At 36.2% G+C, this 18,741-nt stretch carries 19 protein-coding genes; 11 read left to right on the top strand and 8 right to left on the bottom strand.

The window, feature by feature from the left end:
- Positions 1 to 686: 686 nt before the first annotated feature.
- From AC6EI2_RS03790 to AC6EI2_RS03775, 4 genes are all read left to right on the top strand, one after another.
- Positions 687 to 1,145, top strand: a complete 459-nt coding sequence (locus AC6EI2_RS03790) for a hypothetical protein (protein ID WP_498463077.1) — start codon at positions 687 to 689, stop codon at positions 1,143 to 1,145.
- Between the two features lie 86 nt (positions 1,146 to 1,231).
- Entirely contained in the window at positions 1,232 to 1,516 is a 285-nt protein-coding gene (locus AC6EI2_RS03785; RefSeq protein WP_498463076.1) for a hypothetical protein, read from the top strand.
- A gap of 337 nt (positions 1,517 to 1,853) precedes the next feature.
- Complete coding sequence (locus tag AC6EI2_RS03780) at positions 1,854 to 1,988, top strand: hypothetical protein (RefSeq protein WP_498463075.1); 135 nt, start codon at positions 1,854 to 1,856, stop codon at positions 1,986 to 1,988.
- Positions 1,989 to 2,299: 311 nt separating this feature from the next.
- A complete protein-coding gene (locus AC6EI2_RS03775; RefSeq protein WP_498463074.1) occupies positions 2,300 to 2,464 on the top strand; it encodes a hypothetical protein in 165 nt (54 codons plus the stop codon).
- Positions 2,465 to 2,632: 168 nt separating this feature from the next.
- Here the strand turns inward: AC6EI2_RS03775 and AC6EI2_RS03770 are convergent, their stop codons facing one another.
- Together AC6EI2_RS03770 and AC6EI2_RS03765 are read right to left on the bottom strand one after the other, a co-directional pair.
- Positions 2,633 to 2,920 (bottom strand): DUF1330 domain-containing protein, encoded by a 288-nt coding sequence (locus AC6EI2_RS03770; RefSeq protein WP_498463073.1) that lies wholly within the window; start codon positions 2,918 to 2,920, stop codon positions 2,633 to 2,635.
- Between the two features lie 42 nt (positions 2,921 to 2,962).
- Positions 2,963 to 3,226, bottom strand: a complete 264-nt coding sequence (locus tag AC6EI2_RS03765) for a hypothetical protein (protein WP_498463072.1) — start codon at positions 3,224 to 3,226, stop codon at positions 2,963 to 2,965.
- A gap of 559 nt (positions 3,227 to 3,785) precedes the next feature.
- Here AC6EI2_RS03765 and AC6EI2_RS03760 point away from each other — a divergent pair.
- From AC6EI2_RS03760 to AC6EI2_RS03745, 4 genes are all read left to right on the top strand, one after another.
- The gene (locus tag AC6EI2_RS03760; protein WP_498463071.1) at positions 3,786 to 4,061 is read left to right on the top strand and encodes a DUF1651 domain-containing protein; all 276 of its coding nucleotides are present in this window, start codon (positions 3,786 to 3,788) and stop codon (positions 4,059 to 4,061) included.
- A gap of 333 nt (positions 4,062 to 4,394) precedes the next feature.
- Positions 4,395 to 5,105, top strand: a complete 711-nt coding sequence (locus tag AC6EI2_RS03755; RefSeq protein WP_498463070.1) for a histidine phosphatase family protein — start codon at positions 4,395 to 4,397, stop codon at positions 5,103 to 5,105.
- Positions 5,106 to 5,843: 738 nt separating this feature from the next.
- Positions 5,844 to 6,467, top strand: a complete 624-nt coding sequence (locus tag AC6EI2_RS03750) for a hypothetical protein (protein WP_498463069.1) — start codon at positions 5,844 to 5,846, stop codon at positions 6,465 to 6,467.
- A 12-nt stretch (positions 6,468 to 6,479) separates the two neighbouring features.
- Positions 6,480 to 7,202, top strand: a complete 723-nt coding sequence (locus AC6EI2_RS03745) for an SHOCT domain-containing protein (protein WP_498463068.1) — start codon at positions 6,480 to 6,482, stop codon at positions 7,200 to 7,202.
- A gap of 135 nt (positions 7,203 to 7,337) precedes the next feature.
- Here AC6EI2_RS03745 and AC6EI2_RS03740 read toward each other — a convergent pair whose 3' ends face one another.
- The 5 genes from AC6EI2_RS03740 to AC6EI2_RS03720 all read right to left on the bottom strand — a co-directional run bounded on the left by AC6EI2_RS03740 (position 7,338) and on the right by AC6EI2_RS03720 (position 15,475).
- On the bottom strand, positions 7,338 to 12,707 hold the full coding sequence (locus AC6EI2_RS03740) for a Calx-beta domain-containing protein (protein ID WP_498463067.1): 5,370 nt from the start codon (positions 12,705 to 12,707) through the stop codon (positions 7,338 to 7,340).
- A 249-nt stretch (positions 12,708 to 12,956) separates the two neighbouring features.
- On the bottom strand, positions 12,957 to 14,117 hold the full coding sequence (locus AC6EI2_RS03735; RefSeq protein ID WP_498463066.1) for a site-specific integrase: 1,161 nt from the start codon (positions 14,115 to 14,117) through the stop codon (positions 12,957 to 12,959).
- A 316-nt stretch (positions 14,118 to 14,433) separates the two neighbouring features.
- Positions 14,434 to 14,667: a DUF1651 domain-containing protein gene (locus AC6EI2_RS03730; RefSeq protein WP_498463065.1), complete on the bottom strand. Its 234-nt coding sequence runs from the start codon at positions 14,665 to 14,667 to the stop codon at positions 14,434 to 14,436.
- Between the two features lie 504 nt (positions 14,668 to 15,171).
- On the bottom strand, positions 15,172 to 15,324 hold the full coding sequence (locus AC6EI2_RS03725; RefSeq protein WP_498463064.1) for a hypothetical protein: 153 nt from the start codon (positions 15,322 to 15,324) through the stop codon (positions 15,172 to 15,174).
- A gap of 28 nt (positions 15,325 to 15,352) precedes the next feature.
- On the bottom strand, positions 15,353 to 15,475 hold the full coding sequence (locus AC6EI2_RS03720; protein WP_498463063.1) for a hypothetical protein: 123 nt from the start codon (positions 15,473 to 15,475) through the stop codon (positions 15,353 to 15,355).
- 58 nt (positions 15,476 to 15,533) lie between these two features.
- Between AC6EI2_RS03720 and AC6EI2_RS03715 the strand changes: the two genes are divergently transcribed.
- Positions 15,534 to 15,737 (top strand): DUF2839 family protein, encoded by a 204-nt coding sequence (locus AC6EI2_RS03715; RefSeq protein WP_498463062.1) that lies wholly within the window; start codon positions 15,534 to 15,536, stop codon positions 15,735 to 15,737.
- A gap of 73 nt (positions 15,738 to 15,810) precedes the next feature.
- Here the strand turns inward: AC6EI2_RS03715 and AC6EI2_RS03710 are convergent, their stop codons facing one another.
- Positions 15,811 to 15,981 (bottom strand): hypothetical protein, encoded by a 171-nt coding sequence (locus tag AC6EI2_RS03710; protein WP_498463061.1) that lies wholly within the window; start codon positions 15,979 to 15,981, stop codon positions 15,811 to 15,813.
- Positions 15,982 to 16,633: 652 nt separating this feature from the next.
- On the opposite strand from AC6EI2_RS03710, the gene AC6EI2_RS03705 reads away from it, so the two are divergent.
- Together AC6EI2_RS03705 and AC6EI2_RS03700 are read left to right on the top strand one after the other, a co-directional pair.
- Positions 16,634 to 17,683, top strand: coding sequence for a class I SAM-dependent methyltransferase (locus tag AC6EI2_RS03705; RefSeq protein ID WP_498463060.1), 1,050 nt, complete (start codon positions 16,634 to 16,636; stop codon positions 17,681 to 17,683).
- A gap of 2 nt (positions 17,684 to 17,685) precedes the next feature.
- Positions 17,686 to 18,741 carry a Glu/Leu/Phe/Val dehydrogenase dimerization domain-containing protein gene (locus tag AC6EI2_RS03700; protein WP_498463059.1) on the top strand — a complete coding sequence of 352 codons (1,056 nt, stop codon included), beginning with the start codon at positions 17,686 to 17,688 and terminating at the stop codon, positions 18,739 to 18,741.

Here is an 18,741-nt window from a genome sequence, read left to right as displayed (position 1 = left end):
CTTAAATTTTTATCATTAATGGATTTGCATAGCTTATATCTATTGATTTTGGTTCCAATAGCTGTTGTTAAATTTATTTTGTTTTTTAATAAGGTCATATGGTTATCACAAGATCAACTCACAAGGGAAAGAAAAAAGCTTGAAAAGATTTTCATATCAAAAAGTGCTATGAGCACCTCATAAAACTTGTGAACTTTTCCGCTCAGATATTCATTTATTTAGATGCTTTAGCTTTTTTACTGCTGTTGGCAATGTTTTTTCTTTTGTTTAAAAGTACTAAGTGGTTTCAAAGTTCTCGATCTTTATCAAAAAAAAGATGACTAAGTCTGCGATAAATACGCCAAGTTCTAAATGAAACGCTTACTACAGTCATGGGAATAGCAATCACATATGCCATTGCAAATCTTGCAGTACTTGGATTGTTCTTTTATGTCACTTATCGAATGACTAAGAAGTAGCTAATAGTTGATTGCCGTTGATTGATATGTATCGGTTATTGCGTCCATTGCTCGTTGATTGAAATATTGAGCGTTCATTGCGTCCATTGCGTTGATATAATTTTTACAAATGCTTTAATTCAGAGTAAGAACAAATAATTAGATGACTTACTTTTACATAATTGCGATGGCTTGTTTTATGTATTTGTCTGCTTGTTTATGGAGAGATTTAAAAAGAAAAAAAACAGAATGAAACGCTTCTTCCTACTCGCCCTAACCGCTGGGCTTCTCTCTCCTATCGCTACCAAGGCTGAGCCCATACCAAAGATTAGTGATTGGGATGCAGAGTTGAATTGGCCAGTAAGAATTGATTTCAGATGTCCAGTGAAAGTAACTTATGAAATGGAAAATGGAAGACGAGAAAAAATAACAACAAAGCTTTACCCGAAATGTTGGGCGGACTTTCATGAAAGTCATATAAATATCATGGATAGGCAAGTCATCAAACGAGAAGATGTACTTGGTACTTTTGAACCTTTTCAGCTGCGATTAGCGAATATGTATGGATTGGTGTACAGGAAAAAAAATAATGAATTAGCTGTTTTTAAAATGAGTAAAGATATGCCTTTCAACCTTGGTGTAAGCCATGAACAAATGAGATGGATTAGTAGAACAACAAAAGTAATTAATGCTTGGATGGGGCTATAGATATGAACCGCTTCTTACTACTCGCCCTAACCGCTGGGCGATAGCGATGAAGTAAGGCAATATTGCTTTATAAACCACTTCCCAAAATGCTCAGAAAAAAAGAGAAAAAGGCTCTTGCTTCAATATTCATGTTGATAATTGGTTGGCCTGTTGGATTAGATCAATTCTTCGAAGGAAAGAGAGAAAAAGGTATTTCTACAACTATTGGTTGGACGTTGACAGCATTATTGTTTTTATATGGTTTGGGTTTAAAAGGTTATTACACCGGAGTTGTTCTGATAATTGCCGTGCTTTTGACCTTGGCAGGTAGTTTTCAAGCTTGTAAAAAACTAATTAAAATCACGCGAGCTTTCGTTGATGCTGAGGATTAATAATGAACGAACTTGTCCATAACCTTTTAGCCCCTTGGCATCTTGCTCTTGATGCAACATTGCTAATTGGATTTCTTTCTTGGGTTTACTTTCTTAGAAGTAATAAGGCTGATAGCTAATGGGAATAGCAGTTACCTATGCTTTTGCAAATCTTGCAGTACTTGGTTTGTTCTTTTATGTCACTTATCGAATGACTAAGAAGTAGCTATTCGGTCATTGCGGCATGTCTAAAACCCTCGGTTTTGCGGTCATTGCCCGATCATTGAATCAATTCCCGTTCATTTCGGTTATTTGGGTTTTAAGGATGCTTTAATTTAGAGTAAGAACAAATAATTAAATGACTACTGCATTTTATATAATTGCGATGGCTGGTTTTTTCTATTTGTCTGCTTGTTTATGGAGAGATTTAAAAAGAAAAAAACAGAATGAACTGCTTCTTACTACTCGCCCGAACCGCAAATTAAATGGATAAAACAACTACTTGGAATAGTTGTTAGAGAGGATATTTACCCCTCTTAGTAGTAGTTTTCCTAACCCTGCATAGATCGCAGTTCCCCTTTTTGGGAATAGTTAAGGGAGTAAAGAGTCTCATAAGACCTCAATTCTGACATATTTGGTTTAATCCACTTTTTAGTGGGAAAGGAGTAGGAAAACACTACTTAAATTGACGTAATAGCGGCTTTAACTTCTAATTTTTTTGTTACTATTGTTTTACGTTCGCCCTGACTCATAGGGTGCATAAAATGGAAGTAGGGAACGGGATTTCCAGTAATTGATTAGGCCATGAACAATCTGGTTTTAACTAAAAAACGAATCGAGAAAGCTGAAAGGCTCCACGCTGCACAACTCGCAACATATAAGAAAGGAGTATTTACCTCTTATAAACCTTCAGTTAATGAAGATAGACAAAAGCAAGCACGTGGAGAAGTTTCAGCATTTGATTCTTAATTCTGAATTGAACTGTTTAAAGTCAATTTTTTTTGGGGCCAGTTTGGGCCCCTTTTTTATGCTATGAATAACTGAGACATAGGTAAAATTGATTTCAAGTGTCTACCTCTTTGAGAAATAGATAATTAATAATAAAAAAATTTTGTACCTTTCTTTAATTTATTTTAATTAGACCCCTTCAACGATTGAAAGTTGTACTTCAGAGAAGGTAGTTCTCATAGCAATAATATCTTGATATTCAAGCGATTCATACGCAGAAATAGCAGCTAATTTTGAAGAAAATCTAATTACAATTGTTAAAGGGCCAATACTTCCCTCCTTTTGAATTGATTCAAAATCTTTAATTAAAATCTTTCCTCCAACTGTAGGTAGCCATTTTTCAATCGCTTCTAAATACGTTTTGATTTCATGTGTGTTAATGTTTACTGTTTTTATCCAGTAACCTTTTGCTATCAAAATGAATTCCTAAAAATCATGAAAGTAGAGATTTAGCAAGATTTAATCAGAGGTATCATTACTGGAGTCAATTTCAGATGAAGTTTCTGCACTCACTAGTTCCTTCTTCTCGTCAGCAGAACCATTTTTCGGAGCTTGTTCTGGATTTGTCACATCCTTTCCTTCGACAGAAATATCCTTTGAATCATCCTTTGAATCATCCTTTGAATCTTCTTTTATTCTTTTAATTCCAAAATCATCCTTACCAATAGCAAAAAATGCGATACCCAAGATAAAAAATGCTGCAATAGCTATTAATGGAAACATGTTATTTATAAATACAACTTATATATATATTGACTTTTATTTTTTTTAACAATAAGGATTTAAAAATTCATATTAATGTTCATTTCAAATATACATTAATAACTTTGCTTACAATTTTAAGTTAAAAAACTTGCAGAAATTCATAAGATTAAAACTCATATCGTCTTTTATTCTCTGAGGGATTATATAACCACGGATAGACAACAGGCCAAACTTATAAAACTTCAAGCTAAGTCTGAGGAATGCCTTTCAAGAGCAGAGACACAAAAAATTATAAAAATCGAAAAAGACAAATAGTTAAGCTCATATTTTTTTTTCCTTGTCGGCTTTAATTGGATTTAAGTAGATCAGTAGACAAAAATTTGATAGGTAAAAACTACTGTCACTCTCAAGAAAGTTAATGAAAAAGTAAACCACTTTTACTAATTTTACGCTACGAGCAAATGCAACGAAAGTAGCATTGAACTGATTTATTTTTAGCTCTAATTCGTATTACCTTGCTTGACTTTTATTATCAGACTCTATACACGAATAAAATCTTCAATCAGACTTCAGTTATATGAATCAATTAATCAGAGATACACTGCCAATGCCGACAGGCTGGTTAGTCTCTCCGAGCAAAGACTTATGTATGTTTTTTATTCATGATCAGAAATCACTCATGAGTCGTTCAAGCGTAATGACTCAACTTTGGCATTGCACACAAAAAGGAATACCTACCAAAATTAAAAACTCAAGAATGTTGGATTATAAAAATGCACTAGAAACATGGCATGAGCTTCAATCGGATGGTTGGCAATTAATAGAACGTCAAATCAATGATTATGTTAGCTAGTTATGAATTTTGTAATCATTCCATCAAAACTTTTTTACTGACTTGCCTGCAAAATTCATTTCTAGACTTTGCTGCTTTCTCAGCATCTTAAAAGTGTTTTGTTGTTTAGTCTAAACCTCTCATACTTGTAGACAATTAATTTACTTAGATAAATCATAAGTTTCAATGCTGGAAATTTTTTCAAATCGTGTGAAAACTTATGTAGTGTAATAAGTTCTCTGGTTTCGTAAATAATAGTTTTGGAAAAGATAAATAAGTTTTTACAACTTGTATAAATCTTAAATGTTAAATTCCAAAATTTGAATATCTTTAAAATAAGTAAATTGATTGTCAATGAAATTTAAAAAATGTGTTTTTGTCTCATGTCTTATAATCTTTGGTTCAGCACCTATTGCTAGAGCTAGTGATGTTTTCAATATTGATAATAATTTATTAAATCAAAAGAATATTGAGATAGCACTTTCAGAAGGAGAAATTGCTAATAAAAATTTTAAAGATGTAATCACACTCAAAAAGCTCCTGAATAATTTAAAGAAAGGAGGTTATGTTATCTATTTTAGGCATGCAGAAACATTTCGAGATTATGCAGATCAAGCAGATCCAAATTTAGATTTAACAGATTGTTCAACACAAAGACAATTAAGTTTTAAAGGTATCCAGGATGCAAGAGACATTGGAAAGGTATTTACAAATAAACAAATTCCAATTGGAAAAGTAATTACTAGTGAATATTGTCGTTCATGGAAAACAGCAAACTATGCTTTTGGCAGAGTTGATCAAAAAGATTCTCGTTTAAATTTTCTTCCTTTTGAAGAATATACTTCCGATTATGTTGAGCTAATGCGTAAAAATGTAAATCCTATTTTATCTGCAGAACCAGAAAAAGGTAAAAATACAATAATTGTTGGGCATGATGATATTTTTGAATCAGCGACCGGTATTTATCCTGACCCACAAGGAATAGCTTATGTAATACAACCTCTTGGTTCTGGGAAATTTAAATTACTAGCTAATATTTTACCTAATGAATGGGCAAAATTATAATTAAAATTTGATTGGAATTAATTGATAGTGTTTATTCATCTCTCATTATTTTCAAGAATAAAAAGCACAATTAATTTTATTATTCAAGTTTTTCAATGAAGAAAATAATTGACTGGCATAGATCATTCGTTGAAAAAGCTCAGAAAGAATTGGAGCTTACAAACTATCAATTGTATTGGTCTGGTTTTCTTGAAGGTGCTTTGTTCTTGTTGATAGTGCTGAAAGTTACTTTCGCTGTTAAAGGCAGTTCTGATTTTCCTTTTTAGAAACCTTTGTATGCAAAGATTTGATTTTTGTTGAGTGAAATATAACTAGACCGCAAAAAGAATCATAAGTAGCAGTAGTAGGTTGATGTATGGGAAACCTACACGGCTGATTAATTACCTATCTAAAGTGATCAACTACTAGAAAAATATTAAACGTAATAAAAAATTCCTGGAGTAGATGCAACTTTTACTAAAGCTGGAATGCCCAGCAAGCAGACAAATACATAAAACAAGCCATCGCAATTATGTAAAAGTAAGTCATCTAATTATTTGTTCTTACTCTGAATTAAAGCATTTCTAAAAACCATATCAACGCAATGGACGCAATGAACGCTCAATATTTCAATCAACGAGCAATGGACGCAATAACCGATACATATCAATCAACGGCAATCAACTATTAGCTACTTCTTAGTCATTCGATCGAATGACTAGAAAGTAGCTAGAAAGATATAAGGAAGATTATTGAGTAATGCCTAAACAAGTTTGGCAAGCAGATGATGGAACTCAGTTTGATAATGAGAAAGAGTGTCTTTTGTATGAGAGGTTTTTAAGACATTTATGCAAAAGGACTATTCCTGAAGAACTTAGATTCCTTCCCAATGGAGAGACTAGCCAGTCAATAGCTATGAACTTTTATGAGGTTTTAAATGCAGTTAGAAAATCCTTGGTTTTCTTGGAGTCAGTAGAGCTTGAAGCTGCCCCAAATGAAAAGCTACTTAAGGAAGAGAAAGAGAGAATGGAACAAGAACAAGAAATAAACAATAGAGTTGAGAATGAAATTGCAAAATTAGCAAGTACGTTTGTAGAAGAATTAAACAATGCTAAGCGTACAGATATTAAAGAAATCCTTTGCAGTTGTGATTGCAAAGGGGAAATTGCTTCAAGTTACTGGAAGGAAATTATTGAGACCAAAAATGGTAAGGATCCAAATTATGCCCTAATAGCAGCGTTTTTTGAAAGTTTTCATGATAGAAAAGTTTCTAACATAAAAATGTACGAAGAATTGACAAAGAAAATTAGTCTTGATGAGATATCAAGTATTTTTAGAGATATTGAAATTAACCATAAACAGTTCGCATGGGGTGATTCATGAAACTCCTACTACTTGAATATATGTCAACCATTAGGTTTAAAGATATTGCGTAAAGGTTGTGGTTATTTCCTTCTGGGCCTTTTAGGTATAGGCATTATAGGTGCTTATCCTCAGTTCTCATTACTTGTAGGGGTTGTAGTCTTAGGGTTATGGGCTTTGAATTATTTAGATAAAATAGGTAGTGGTCCTTCAAAAGAGGAACTAGCAAAAAGAGAGGATGAGAAATTTAAAACTGGTAAAGAGTTTGAGGCTATCTGTAGGGACTTAATTGAAAAGAATCGGAATGGTTTAGCCTTAGAAAAGAAAAAATATATTAAGAAAGACTCATATGGAAAACAAATAGATAAAGGATGGAGTTGTCTTGATTCAAATGTAAATACTGGAATTAATTATTTTTATAACGAGGTTATTCAACCTGAGATCACTAAGCAGATGAGTAACTGTATCCCAGAAGATTTAGCACCTGAGGAGATTGATTACGTAGGGATCAACCCTATAACGTGGGCAGGAGATTACTGTTTTGAAAAAGTTGTTTTAAAATCTACAAAATATGAAAATAAATTCCAATGGTTAGAAGAAGTAATTGATCAAACTCTCGATGGGATTATTTCATTAAAGATCAATGGACAAAAAATTAATATCACTAAAGAATTAGAAAAACTAGGAGCTTTAAAAGAAAAAGGGTTGTTAACTGATGAAGAATTTTTAGCTGCGAAGGCTAAGCTACTTAGCTAGCAATACACTTCTTACATTTGTTACACCACCCAATCGTTGAGAATCATTGCGAGGGAATAACTCTCAGACCTATTCCCTCGCAATTATTCTCAAGGATTCATAGGTGTAACGAATGTAAATATTGGGGACTGCTTTTCAACCCAACCCAGTCATTTCAGTAAAGAGAGTTTTGTTCTCTGCTGATTCAGCAAAACCTAAAAGAACCTCATGTCTTTGTTCAACTCCATTATTCAGATTACCTACCCAGTAGTCATATCCACTTTGGTCTAATTCTCTATTTAAAACATTCAGGTATAAGTTTTGAACATAAGTTTCATGTGTGATGTTATTTCCATAACGTTCTTTAAACTCCGCAGAGGAAAGAAAAGAAGATGAGACTGCTCGCTGATCATCAATACCCGAACTAAAATTATTTATCCAATACTTCAAACCATCAGAATCAGGAAAGCGTGCAAAGGCGGCATTATAGAGACGGAACATTTCACCACTAGCAGTCTCTTTGCCTGTGACTTGATCAAAGACTCCTTTGATATCAGCGATAGCACTCACACTTTCATCCCCAGTTTTATCAGCAAAGGTAAGTTTTGGTATTCCTGTAATGTCATCTGTTGATCCGCTAGTATCTTTGATTTCGTAGTTGCCATCTCCTTTGTTATAGAACTTATAGTCTCGGAAGTTACCGCTGTAGGCCTTCACAACATTGACTTTGTCGGCAGCCACAAGTTGATCAGTGAACTGAACATATTCAATGTTTTGCACCGTATCAACACCATCGGGTGAGGTGACTCTGATATCAGAAATTTGAATTGTGGTGGTTGTTTTGGTGATGGTGTAGTCGTTGAACTGTCCTGTGTAAGTGACGGTGTCAACTCCTGCACCACCATCAATGACATCAGCTCCACCACCACCTTTGAGGTTGTCATTCTCTGTGCTGCCATTGAGGACTTCGTCGTTATCTGATCCAGCAATATCGTTGTTTTTGATTGTTCCAGTCGCAATCACTTCACTGCTTAAGGCAGCACCAGAGAACTTGACTTGAATGGTTTCATCGCTTTCAACATTTGCATCACCATTAACGGAGATATTAAGTGTGGCAACTTTTTGACCTTTAGCGAAAGTGACAACACCAGCTGCAGTGACAAAGTCTTCTCCAGTTGTCGCTGTGCCAGAGGTGAGAGTTTGATAATTGATGGTTGTTGCCTCTGTTGCTTCTTGGTCAAGGGTGATTGTGTAAGCAAGCGTTTTTGTCCCAGAGTCAGGTTCTGTCAATGAGGGATTATCAACAGAGGCTTTATAAATAGATGCGCCTTTATCGTTGTTGGTAATTGTTCCTGTCGCAATTATCTCTTCTTTTAACTTGCTGCTGCTGAATTTAACTTTGACTGTTTCATCTTCCTCTAAAAGAAGATCACCATTGATCGTGATATTTAGGGTGGCAACCTTTTGACCTTCTAGGAATGTAATTACACCAGCTGCTTTGACAAAGTCTTCTCCTGAGGTTGCGGTACCTGTTGTTAATGTCTCGTAGTTAATATTTGTGTTTTCTGTTGCTGCTTGATCAAGTGTGAGTGTGTAGGTTAGAACTTTCGTATTAGTGTCAGCTTCAATGGCTGATGGACTATCAGTACTTAAGGTATAGATGGTACTACCACCAGTAATGGTGATGGATTTTGTGGCTCCAACTTGAGTACTACGAGCACTATCAGAGAAAAGCTTGATTTCTAAGGTCTCATCACCTTCATTGAGGAGATCCTTGGCAAGGGTATGAGAGAAGGAGAAGTCACCATTACTATCAACTGTGCCTGATCCAGTTAAAGCTCCAGAAGAAAAGTCAGCACTAGTAATTCCTGTTCCGCTTAGTGAGTAATAGAGTTTTGTATCTGCAGCAACGTTTGTAGTAGATATCGATGTGGTTAATGTTTCACCTTCATTGATTGATGTTGTAGAAGGACTGATTGTGTAGGTAGGAGTTTTAGATGTATCGGTAATTGAAACAACAGAGGTTGTTCCAACTTGAGTTGATCTAGTTGAGTCAGAAAAGAGTTTGATATTAAGAGTTTCATTCCCTTCTGTCGTGGCGTCACTCGCAAGAGTGTGTGCAAAAGAGAAGTCACCATTACTATCAACAGTTCCAGAACCAGTTAGAGAGCCAGAAGAAAAGTCAGCACTAGTAATTCCTGTTCCGCTTAGTGAGTAATAGAGTTTTGTATCTGCAGCAACGTTTGTAGTAGATATCGATGTGGTTAATGTTTCACCTTCATTGATTGATGTTGTAGAAGGACTGATTGTGTAGGTAGGAGTTTTAGATGTATCAGTTATTGTGACTCTCTTCGTTTTACCTAGTTGTGTCGTTCTAGCAGAATCTGAATAGAGTTTTATCTTTAATTTTTCATCACCTTCAGTGAGATTGTCATCAGCAATAGTATGAGAGAAAGAAAAGTTACCATTACTATCAACTGTCCCAGAACCAGTTAAAGCGCCCGAGGTGAAGTCAGCATCTTTTATTCCATTACCGCTTAATTTCCAATAAATTGTTGTACCTTCTGCGACATTTGTTGTAGAAATATCAGTAGTTAAATTTGAACCTTCTGTTACTGGAGAAAGAGAAGGGGTGATGGTATAAGTGGGCTCATCAATATCAGTAATGGTTACATCTACAGCTTGGTAGGAGTCTGTACCATTTGAATGAGTAGCTACAACTAGGACGTCATAACTATTCTGTTTTTTTATGTCAAGCGGATTTTCATAATCAGGAGCATTTTTAAAACTCAACAAACCAGACGAACTATCTATTGTGAAAAAATCCTCTTCACCCTCATTCCCTGGCCATGCTGCTACAGACCATGTAACGGGTAGGTTTGCTGTAAAAGTAAAAATATTTTTATTGTTTTCTGCAATTGAGATATCACTATTTACTTCGTCAGGATTAGGAATAGGTCCATTAGGACCTGTTATGACAACTGAAGTTTTAGATGTATCGGTAATTGAAACAACAGAGGTTGTTCCAACTTGAGTTGATCTAGTTGAGTCAGAAAAGAGTTTGATATTAAGAGTTTCATTCCCTTCTGTCGTGGCGTCACTCGCAAGAGTGTGTGCAAAAGAGAAGTCACCATTACTATCAACAGTACCAGAACCTGTTAATGCACCAGAAGAAAAGTCAGAACTGGTAATACCTGTTCCACTGAGAGACCAATATAGTGTCGTGTCTGCCGCAACGTTGGTAGTAGATATAGAGGTAGTTAATGTCTCTCCTTCCTTGATTGATGTTGCAGAAGGACTGATGGTATAAGAAGAAGGAGTTTTAGACGTATCAGTGATTGTGGTTTCAAGGGTTGTTATAAGACTGTCTCGCCAGTTAGTTTGGCTATATGGTGCTATGCTGAAGAGCTCGATTCTTAACGTCTCATCTCCTTCAGTTGTCCCGTCTGCAGAAAGGATGTGTTGGAAAGACAATGTATTATTACTATCAACAGTACCAGAACCAGTTAAAAGCTCAATTGGCACAGAGAAATCAGCAGTGGTGATTCCTGTACCGCTTAGAAAGTAATAATAGTTGGTGTTAGTTGCAACATTTGTGATTAAAACTGAAGGTAATGCTTCTCCTTCATTAATCGTTGTTTTAGTAATTGTGTAAGTTTGTGTCAGAGACGTATCGTTGATTGTGACTGTTGACGTACTACCAACTTGAGTTGATCTAGATGAATCAGAAAAAAGTTTGATATTTAAGGTTTCATTTCCTTCTGTTGTGATGTCATTAGCAAGGAAATGCGAGAAGGAAAAGTATCCATCACTATCAACCGTTCCTGATCCTGTTAGAGAGCCAGAAGAAAAGTCATTACTAGTTATTCCTGTTCCAGATAATGAGTAATAGAGTGTTGTATCTGCAGTAACGTTAGTGGTTAAGATTGAGGTGGTTAATGTTTCTCCCTCATTAATTGTTGAAGCAGAGGGATTGATTACATAAGTTGGATCGTCATCTTCAATCTTGATGGTCGCGCTGTTATCACTGATCTGAGCTGGGACAGTATCCGTACTTGATGCCGTTAACGTTAACGAGAAAGTCTCATCTGATTCTGTTGTCGTATCCTCTATCGATGAAATTGATACTGTTTTCGATGTCTCTCCTTTTGCAAACGTAACCGTCTGATTGATCGCTGTATAATCAGTTCCTGCTAACGCTGTTCCATTGCTTGATGCCAACGTCAAGTTCTGAACTGTATTACTTCCTCCTGTTCGACTGATTGTGATGTTTCCACTATCTCCTTCTGTAATCGTTGCATCAGATATGGAGAAATAAGAAAGCGGAACTTCTGCTATTCCTTTCTGGTCTCGACCTTGATCGTTTAGGGATGTGTTCCATACCCCCCCCCTTATGTTGACTTGCCATGATTCTTTGATTAGCTCAGCACTTGGTGCCCAAATCTCAGAGTAAGGATAATTTGTGAAATAATGATTTTTGTTTCCCTCTACATCAGGGTGCCAATTACTGTAAGAAATTGATTCACCTGTTATCCAGTTCGAATTTTTAAATCCTATGAAAGCTGAATTATAGACATTTGCCTCTCCCATTAATTGGGTGATAAATTCATTTTCACCAGAGGATGTAATAACAGCTAGGTTCCCACCCATGGCAAGGGCGTTTGCCTCAGCATCTAGCCAATTAGGACCATTAACAAAGGTGTAAAAACTTGAACCATAAATTCCTTCTTTTTGGGTGAAATTATCATCATTATTTATTGTTATTAATGCGCTTCCATCAGTAATTTGAGCAGGTACACTATCTGCACTTGAAGCTGTGAGGTTTAATATAAAAGTTTCGTTTAATTCAAACGTTGAGTCTTCTATTGAGGCAATAGAAATCGTTTTCGATGTCTCTCCTTTTGCAAACGTAACCGTCTGATTGATCGCTGTATAATCAGTTCCTGCTAACGCTGTTCCATTGCTTGATGCCAACGTCAAGTTCTGAACTGTATTACTTCCTCCTGTTCGACTGATTGTGATGTTTCCACTATCTCCTTCTGTAATCGTTGCATCAGATATGGAGAAATAAGAAAGCGGAACTTCTGCTATTCCTCTGAAATTAGCCGTTCCATAAGGGCTTTTACCATCATCCCAATAGTAGGTACCAGGACCTTGACCAAACCCTGCGGTGACATTAAATATTCCAGCTAAATAGTCATAACCTCCAGCTCCAACATTATTTGGTAACCCTGGTATCCATCCATCAAAGGACCAGTTCTCTCCACTTACCCATTCCCATGTCCCCTCTACGTTTTTATCTGTTCCACCAAGCCAAAAATGTGTCCAAGTCTCAGGATCACCTGGATTAGAGTCTCCTGAATAGTAATATTTTTCTTTTGAGAACTCACTAGCGATCCATGAATGCTCACTTGCATCATTAACAGTGACTAAATGTCCACCAAGACTTACTGCATTCACTTCTGCATCATCCCAAGTCGGACCTAAGACGATCTCGTAGAAGCTACTATTTCTTAAAACACCCATTATTTTGAACCTCTTTTTTCAAGCTAGCAAATCTATAAAAATTAGCCTAAGTTTTAAGAGATAAGTCATTTCTTGCTGTTCTAATGTCGTTCTACTCTTCTAACTGACGTCTAACCGCGATTTTTGCTCGTAATCAATTGGCATGAATGGATGTTATAGAATTTTTGTTCAACGTATAGCAGTTCTTTTATACCAGGGGTTTTCAGGGATTTTTAAAGTTCCAACCCTGCTACTTCTTTTGAACTTATTTTATTCCGCGTCATATAACTCAGCTGTTCGATCAGGTGTAAATCTTGCGTAGTTTTCTAAATGCACTGGGATCGTATGACCCATGGCACTGGCAATATTGGCAATAGGTATGACTGGGTCATTTTTTTGATGTGAGGCCTTGGCGTAGCGATGCCTAAATGTGTATGGCACTAAAACTTCTCTAACTGCTTCTGCATCAGCTTTGAGTTGTTGCCATTTCTTATTCCTTTTAAGATACGTCCCTAAAGCTCGACCAGCACAACCTTCTGCCCCTAAGGGTGGTAAGGCTTCTTTCTTCATTAACCTGTCTTTCAAATTCCAGTTATAGTACTTTGCATTTTTTAATTCACCAAAGAGTGGAAATAAAAACCGTGTAGATGTTCTCTCTCCTTTCATCCCGCCCTTACTCTTTTGATAGGTCGTTTTAAGCTTTCCATCTTGCACAACTAGATAACGTAATTCTTCCGGTCTTAATCCATAAACACTCAAGATTTGAATTGCAAATCTCCATTTCTCGTTGGGAATTGCATCTAATAATTCTATGATTTGTGTATCACTTAAAGCAAAACCAATTCGTTTTGGTTTTCTAGTCTCTGGAAATGTTGTGGGTGGTAAATAACAAGGCTTGAGGTGATTTGCTCCCACAGCCCAATTAAGAAAAGCACTTAAGCATTGCCTAGAGATTTGCCGTGCTCTTGTCCCTTGTTCCCACTTCTCTAAAACTTTCATCATTAAGGCTGTGCCATCTACAGGTTTCTTGCTCTTACTATCAAAAATGGCGGCAGTTCTTTCTAATACAGGTCGATATTTAGTGTTCCAAGTGCTGTCATTGGCATTAGGCCGGTAGCTTCTGTATTGGAGAAATAAATCATTCCAATCAATGGTTTGATTGCTATTAGAAGTTTCAACAGATTGAGCAGCTTTCGCTAGAGATAGATTTTCTTTTTGATAACGCTTAAAGATTTGCTGGATTCTTGGTAAGGCTCTCGCTGCTCCTTCTTCTGTCCAGTCATAAGGAAGCATCAATGATTGGGTCTTCTTACCTTCTTCTCGTACCTGCAGTCGCATCCGTCCACGCGATTCAATTAAGTTCCAACCATCAATGCAGGTCTTCCTGATTTGCCTTCTAAATGGTTTGACCCAATCTTGGTTGGATGTCACAAATCCGTGGAGCACTTAGTCATATTGTGTGCAGCTGGTGTGCAGAAGGCTACATCTGTGATCATCTGTTAACATCTAATAGTGTCAAATAGAGCACTAAAATTTAGTAGTAGTCTCAAAGCTCAGTCAGGGCAATATCATGACTACGTTATTCGGGAGCACTAGGTCGCAGGTTCGAATCCTGTCGCCCCGATCAGTATTGGCAAGGGTTCCCAGCCCTTGCTTTTTTATTGGAATGAGAAAGGGTAGCTAGGAGGGTAGCTAGGAAGTTGCAACCGCTTGTCTTTACTGGCTTTCGTGCGAGGCTTAGCTACCCCTAATCCCATTGAGGACTAACTCTCTTCCATCCACTAGCCAAAAGATCCTTCCATAGGACAATTGCAAGATTCCTTCTCATCCTCTTTCTACTTTTCAAAAGAGGTATCCCGTTTGGCATCAATCTTCCTCTTTCTATTAATACTTTTGGATTCCCTTCCCAACTATTCCAATCGTATCTAAACCTCAATATCCATAAGCCATCTACATCCCTCACCCACCCGTCACGCTTCATAAACCAGAAGAGCAGTACAAATATATTACTATAAGTATGATGATATCTGTTGATCAGGTGGAAGACGGCAATAGCTTTTTTTCAGCAGTAGATGGGAATAGCTAGAGATGAAAACCGAACACCTATGACACACGTTTTATTGTCTGTCTACTAAGAATAGATACATGTTGAGGGATCAGTACCTCGCCTAGAAACTAAGAAGCGTGGTTGTAGGCTTCTTAGTTTTGGCATGATGTGGGAAGTTGACTGAGCAGGATTCTTCCCCGTCGTGTTTAAAGTCAAAAAGATAGTTAACTAAAAGGGATTATCCTTTTCACGAATAAGATCCTCCATTTGATTTTGATATGTTTGATAATTGTCTTCTTCGTTTTCAGGCTCTAATGCAAAAGGCATATCATTCATCAATCTCACAGAGTCACAAATATCTCTAACTACAAATCACAATTGATCATCTGGGAACGATTTCAAGAATTTTAGAACTTCACAAGAATAACCATCGTAGTCCTAATTTTTATATCCCAAAGCTTCAACTAAAAAATCTCTTCTTTTTAAACCAAAGTTAAACCCAGCTTTTTCATATTCCTCGCATCGATACTTATTCATAAAAAACACACCATCACTTGCTTCATAGACCCTGGTATTGATCTCTTTAATCATTGGAATAATTTTATTCTCCCCAACTTAATTAAATATCTAAAACTCTTCCAACCTGTAAAGCTTGTAATTTCTCCATCATTCCTTGGAGCATTTCTTCCTGTCTTCTCTCAGTAATACCTTTTTCAATTACTCCAAAATAATCTCGAAACAAGTTTTTTATACTTCAATCCGATCAAAGAACTCTTATTATTCGGCCTGATCTGAATAAGATGATGGGAGAAGCCAGGAGAAGAAAAGAACTTGGATTACCTCTAAAATCCTCTAAGCAGAGAAAGATAAGTAGAGAAGAAAAGCTTTTCACTTGGTTACCTTGGCCTACGAAATACCAAATGAGTCGATACCCATATGCACCAATTGTGACTATGGCTTTGGGTTTGATTTTTCTAATGTGGGGTTTCGAATTAAACAGTTGAGTTGGGTAACAATAAAAAAAGGGCTGATCGAGGTAAGCCCTTTTCATTATTTAGTTCGAGACATCAGATCTAATTAACCAGAAAATGGGCATGCTCCAGACATTGCACTAGCAAGGAAATTCTTGAAAATTGGTGCTTGGCCTAGTCCATATAGGAAGAAGGTAGAAGAAGTCAAAGTAAGAGCAATCTTGGATACTCTGTTTAACTTGATGCCTTCGCCTCCTCTGGTAAGAGATGAATTCATTAACTATGTGAGAAGTGGAACAAATCTAACGAGTTATAAAAGTTTCTGTAGTAAAGGAGGATACGTTGTCATATAAGGAGTGGAGGGCAGTAGTCCCTCAGTAATAGATATTTAGACAAAAAAAGACCCTCAAGATAGAGGGTTAGCTAAAAATTGTGTGAGGAAGATTCTGAAGGGAAAAAGTTGAACATTCCACCCCTTCAAATTCTCAAAAAAGTGGAGACCTACTTTTTCTGAGTTGTAGAGCTAAGGGACAGGATTTCGGCGACTGTCCCCTTCTCTTTCTAGAGCTTGAACGCAACACAGCCTTGAACCCAGTTACTCGCTCTCGATATGTAAACCTTAAAAGTAGCTTTTTAATTACTGTGGTTCGGTTGAAGTAGGGCTTTCCAACTTGCCTGCGTTTTTTAGGTCATATCAAATGAGACCAGCCAGATTAATCATTTTTATTAAATACCTTTTCAAAAATCACTTTGAAGTTCTCCTGTGAAAAACAAATTTTATTTTAAAAGGCTTTATGGATAGGGCTAGTGTGGGGGCTAAGAGAGCTATCCAAGAATTCTTTAATTCAGCTCCAAAGGCTTTTACAAGCGAAAGACTCACACCCTAAAAAAAGTTTCACTATATTTTCTTTATATTTTCTTTAGATTCAATGTCCATATCCATGGCTGCAGGTTATAGCGAGCAGACAGAGGGGGCTATGTTGTGCATTGAAGCTGCCAAAGACTGGGCGCTTGATTGCGTTTCCTCCCTTCCAAAATTAGATCGACATGTATTTATTGATTACGGTGCTGCAGATGGGGGAACTGCCAGAGATTTCTGGAGTGCGCTACTTTCAAAAGCTAAGATTATATTTCCTAGATCGGAATTGACTCTTATTGGGAATGATCTTCCCACAAATGACAATCAAGCATTAGTAAATTCATTAAATTATCAATACGAAATTGATAAAAATATCAATACATATCTTTGTGCAAGAAGCTTTTACGATCAATTGTCGTCTTCAGGCAGTGTTAGTTTTGGTTTCTCAGCTACAGCGATGCATTGGCTTAGTCGACATTTGGAATTAAAAAATCATACTCATATTCAAGCAAGTAGTGATAATGAAAATTTCGAAAAATTCCGTAACCAGGCATTAGCAGACTGGGAATTAATTTTGATGCAAAGAAGTAATGAATTAATTAAAGGAGGAAAATTTTTGGCTGTTAATTTATCAAGAGATTCAAATAATAATTACCTGGGGAATAACGGTGGTAAAACATTAAATGTTCACGATCAAATACATGAAATATGGTATGAACTTTTGCAAGAAAAAATAATTGATTCTCAAGAATACGAAGCAGGTACTGTTCAGAATTTTTATAAATCACCAGATGAATTTATTTCGCCTTTGATAAACAAAGGGTCAAGTGCGTATAAATCTGGATTAAGGTTGGTAAAAGAGAGAACCGTCTATATTGATTGTCCATATAAAGATAGATGGCTAAAAAACAAAGATGATGAATTGTTTTCAACACAACTAATGGAGACAATAAGAAGTTGGAGTATGCATAGCTTTAAATCTGCAATAAAAAAAACAAATATTTCTGATTTAAATCCTGTTAATCTTTTATATCAAAGACTTAAAGAAAGAATTCATAAAAATCCAGACAATTGGAGTCTTGATTATGTAGAACATCATCTTGTCATAGAGAAGGTATAGTCATGGTCAATGAGATATCTTCAAGTAAAGAATTATGTATTCTTGCTGAGCATAAATCAGATGATTTATCAGTTTTTATTGTTGGTGAAAAAATACAAGAAAACAAGCCAGCGAATGGTGGTCTGAGGTTGTTATGTTATCCATCAGATGAAGAATGCATTAATGACGGATTAAGGTTGGCGAATCTTATGAAATATAAACACGATATCTACTCTACTGGTTTCTCTGGAGGCAAAGTTGTTGCAAGAGCAAATAATCCCATATCAATAAAACGAAAATTAATAACAATTACTGCTGAATTACTTGAGTCTCTAAATGGGAAAATGATTACAGGGTGTGATTTGAATACCACCATTAATGATATGGAGCAACTTCAACAACTAACCCCTCATGTTTTGGCTGCTGTTGGTAGTGATATTGATGCTAGTACAGCAACAGCATACGGTGTTATTGGTGCATTAGATGCTTACCAAAAAAGTTTAAAATCTCAAAACAGAAAACAGAAAACAGCTTTAGTTCATGGCTGCGGTGCTGTTGGGCGCGTTGTTGCTGAATTATTGATTGAAATGTCATGGAAGGTTTTGACTGTTGATATTGATCCAGTTAAAAGCAATATTGATGGAGCATTAGCTTTAGATGCATCTTCAGAATGGTGGAATGAGAATTTTGACGTTTTAATCCCATGTTCAATATCAGGCCTACTCACTAAAAATATTGTAAAGTCGCTTGGAGCTCATGCAGTGATTCCTGCAGCAAATGCACCTTTTTCAAATCCTTCAAATATAAATATTTTGTGGGAAAAAAATATTGTCGTAATTCCAGATCCAATAGTCAATGCTGGCGCTGTTATCGCAGATTCTATTGAATTGTTTGATCCAGACTCATGGAATGACTCTGACCCTAATGAAATATATAAGTTTGTAAAAGGATGCGTGTTTGACCACACCTCAATTTTCTTGAACCTTAAGGAAAAAGGTCTATCTGTTGAGAACATCATTGAAAAAATAATTGAAATGAAATCGAGTCAACCTATTGGCTTAAGTTTTTCTAAGAGGTGA

Source organism: Prochlorococcus sp. MIT2302 (assembly GCF_059772385.1).
This window is presented reverse-complemented; position numbering and strand designations above follow the sequence as displayed.